Source organism: Endozoicomonas sp. ONNA1 (assembly GCF_024606325.1).
In the GTDB taxonomy this organism is placed as follows: Bacteria; Pseudomonadota; Gammaproteobacteria; order Pseudomonadales; family Endozoicomonadaceae; genus Endozoicomonas_A.
The window spans coordinates 1-3,837 of record NZ_JAHHPN010000977.1 but is presented as its reverse complement, the minus strand read 5'-3'; the positions used below and the strand labels follow the sequence as shown (position 1 = coordinate 3,837).

The 3,837-nt window shown below is 51.8% G+C and carries 2 protein-coding genes; both read right to left on the bottom strand.

Annotated elements, in window-relative coordinates; genetic code table 11:
• Window positions 1-1,046, bottom strand: a 1,046-nt coding sequence (locus KDK19_RS23570; RefSeq protein WP_257293081.1) for a hypothetical protein, incomplete at its 3' end; no start/stop codon positions are given.
• Window positions 1,047-1,280: 234 nt separating this feature from the next.
• The coding region (locus KDK19_RS23565; RefSeq protein WP_257293080.1) for an ankyrin repeat domain-containing protein at window positions 1,281-3,837 on the bottom strand (2,557 nt) is incomplete at its 5' end.

Below are 3,837 nucleotides of genomic sequence, written 5' to 3'. Positions count from 1 at the left end.
AAACACCTCGAAATACAGTCCAGATCGAAGCGGTGGCCACAACATTGGGTTTTGACAACCACAGGCACTTCATCATGACAATGGAAGTGAATCAGACAAATAGGACAGGGATCGCACTCCAGCGGTACATCAGTGTCCATAGGGACAGCGGGGCGAGCAATGCCATCCATGAGTAGAATTCCCGTGTTGGTCACATGACCTGCACAATCCGGGCATTGTCCATTGACCAAGTGGAAGCATGAGCTTTGTTCAGGCGATGCTCCTGTGTGACCTGTCGAATTTTCTGCAGAATTCACCGGCCGTTCAGTGGGTCCACTGCTATCGAATGATGGTCGGAATTGACAAACGCCATGACAGGGCAAGACGAAACAATCTAAACCCAAAGTATGCAGATGTTGCTGCGAGCCTCCGTTACCATCGGCAGAGTATGAATAAGGGAAGTTGCTGAAAGAGCCTACAGGGCAGATGGTGGTTTCCTGAGCTTGCTGCCCCAATGACTCCGATGGCGGGTATTGTTGCTGTTGATTTCCAGAGCCAGGCATCATCATGATAGCCGCAAACGGGTGACCTTGACACAGCTCTTTTTGTTCTATTGTATTAAACGACGGTGATTTTATATTCCAATAACTCTTTAAAAGCCAACCGACAGCGACAGCCACTTCCAGAGGCAGCCATGAATAAAAGGTGGAGCTTAGTGGGGTATTTTTGATGGTCAGGATCAGTTCGTGACCAACCAGCAGGTGAGCGGCGTAAAGCGATTGCCACGAAATTGATTCAATGATGGTCGTTTTTAGCTCACAGCCGTTTAGTCTGTCTTGTTTCTGATCGGACGGTAAATCCGATCCTGCATGGCCTTTTGTGTGGGCAATGTCTGGCAAAGTACCCGACAGTGTGTGTTGGTCTGGTTTTATAAAAACGTTTTGGTTTAGAGAATCTGTTCTCTGTTCAAGCTCGACAACAAAACGTCTTGTCAACGGTTGAGCCTGACAGACGAAGGGCAATGTCATGAGTAACAATGGTACTGCAAAGAGTGAGTGCTTAGTCATTCTATCCTTGTACCCTGTTAAACAGAGAGGAAGGATAGATCAAGAAAATAACTCAAGTTATGCAGTTAACAGTTCTCTCAATTGGCCCGGGGAAGCTTTCAGCCCTGCCAGGACCTCGACTTTTCACCGTTTTTTTGCAGATAGCCTCAACACCTGAAAGTCATGTTTACCGGGTAACATAACGCCTCTTTTTTATTTCCTTCCTTGTCTCTGTTCCCTACAGAGCTCTGTTCCTTACCTTGTCCCGGTCTCGGTCAGGGCCTTCACACAGTCGGTATTTCCCATCTCGGTTGCGATGGATAGCGGGGTGGCGCCATCAGAAGTCCGGGGGACGTTTAGATCCGCTTTGGCTTCGATCAGGACTTTCACGCAGTCGGTATTGCCTCTCAGAGCGGCGACGAACACTGGGGTGGTGCCATCCGACATGGCGGTGTTGAGATCAGCCCCGGCGTTGATCAGGATTTTCACGCAGCTGGTATTGCCTTTTCCAGCAGCGACGTACAGCGGGGTGGCGCCAACCTCAGTCCGAGGGTTGAGATCCGCCCCGCCCTCGATCAGGACTTTCACGCAGCCGAGGTTATTTTTTTGGGCAGCGAGGCACAGCGGGGTGGCGCCATCCGGTAGGGCGGAGTTGGGATCAGCTCCGGCCTTGATCAGGAGTCTCACGCTGTTGGTATTGCCCATCTGGGCTGCTATGAACAGCGCGGTGGCACCGTCCTCAGTTCGGGTATTGAGATCCGCCTCGGCTTCGATCAGGAGTTTCACGCAGTCGGTGTTATTTTCTTGTGCAGCGATAAACAGCGGGGTGTAACCATAATGAGTCTGGGCGTTGAGATTTGCCTTGGCTTCGATCAAGGCTTTCAAGCAGTCGGTATTGCCCATCTCAGCTGCCATGGAGAGCGGGGTGTCGCCATCCTCAGCACGGGCGTTGAGATCGGCCCCGGCTTCGATCAGGAGTTTCACGCAGTTGGTGTTATTTTCTTTTGCAGCGATGAATAGCGGGGTGTAGCCATGATTAGTCTGGGCGTTGAGATTTGCCTTGGCTTCGATCAGGGCTTTCAGGCAGTCGGTATTACCCATCTCAGCTGCCATGGAGAGCGGGGTGTCGCCATCCTCAGTACGGGCGTTGAGATCCGCTTTGGCTTCGATCAGGAGTTGCACGATGTCGGTATGGCCGTTCTCGGCAGCGATGAGCAGTGGGGTGGCGCCATTCATAGTCCGGGCGTTGAGATCCGCCCTGGCTTCAATCAGGAGTTTCACGCAGTCGCTGTTATTTTGTTGGGCAGCGATGAACAGTGGGGTGGTGCCATCCTCAATCCCGGCATTGAGATCCGCCCCGCCATTGATCAGGACCTTCACGCAGCCGGTGTTATTTTGTTGGATAGCGATCAAAAGCGGGGTGGCGCCATTAGACAAGGCGGCGTTGAGATCTGCCCCGGCTTCGGTCAGGGTTTTCACGATTTCGATATGGCCCATCTCGGTTGCGATATACAGCGAAGTAGAGCCATCCGGAAGCCGGGCGTTGAGATTCACCCCGGCGTTGATCAGGCGTTCGACGATGTCCTTGTGCCCCTGACTGGATGCCAACATCAAGGCAGTGAGACCATTACTCATAAAAGCATTGACATTGACCCCCTCTGCCAGAGACTTCTCCACCTGATCCAAATCCCCTTCAAAACAAGCACGATAAAACGCCTGATCGGGGAAAAATGTATCCGGATGAGATTCACCGGTGTTCTGATTCACCATAGGCATCGGGTTTTGCCGACACATTGCACAACGGCGAGAGCCGATGGGCTGTTCGACAAAACACGTCGAAATACAGTCCAGATCGAAGTAGTGGCCACAGCATTGACTTTTGACGACCACAGTCGCTTCATCACGGTCATGAAAGTGAATCAGACAAATAGGGCAGGGATCGGATTCCGGCGTTACGTCAGTGTCCATGGCAGCAGCGGGACGAGCAATGCTATCCATGAGTCGTTCATTCGTGTCAGTCACGTCACCTGCGCACTCTGCGCAGTGTCCATTGTCCAGATGTGGACATGAGCTTTGTTCGGGATTTGCGCCTGTGTGGCCTGTCGAATGTTCTGCATAATTCATCGGCCAGTCAGCGGGCCCGGTGCTGTCGGATGACGGTCGGAATTGACAAACGCCATGACAGGGAAAGACGAAACAATCTGAACCCAAAGTATGCAGATGCTGTTGTGAGCCTCCGCTATCACCGGCAGAGTCAGAATAAAGGACGCTGTTGAAAGAGCCTGCAGGGCGGGCGTTGGCTTCCCGAGCTTGCTGCCCCGATGACCCTGATGGAGGGCGTTGTTGCTGGTTATTTCCAGAGCCGGGTATTGTTATGACGGCCGCCAGCGGGTGATCCCGACATAGCTCTTTTAGTTTTATCGGATTAAACGACGGTGAGTCGATATTCCAATAACTCTTTAAAAGCCAACCGACAGCGACAAGCACTTCTACAGCTGGCCATGAGTAAGAGTTGGAGCTGAGTGGAGTATTTTTGCTGGTCAGGATCAGCTCGCAACCCATCAACAGATAATTGGCGTGTAGCCATGGCGACGAAATGGATTCAATGATGGTCGTTTTTAGCTCGCAACCATTTAGTTTGCCCTGTTTCTCATCAGGCGGTAAATCTGATCCTGCATAGTCTCTTGTGCGGGCAATGTCAGGCAAGGTGCCCGACAGTATTTGTTGGTCAGTTTTTATAGAAAAGTTCTGGTTTGAAGAACCTGTTTTCTGTTCAAGCTCGACAACAAAGCGTCTTGTCAACGGTTGAGCC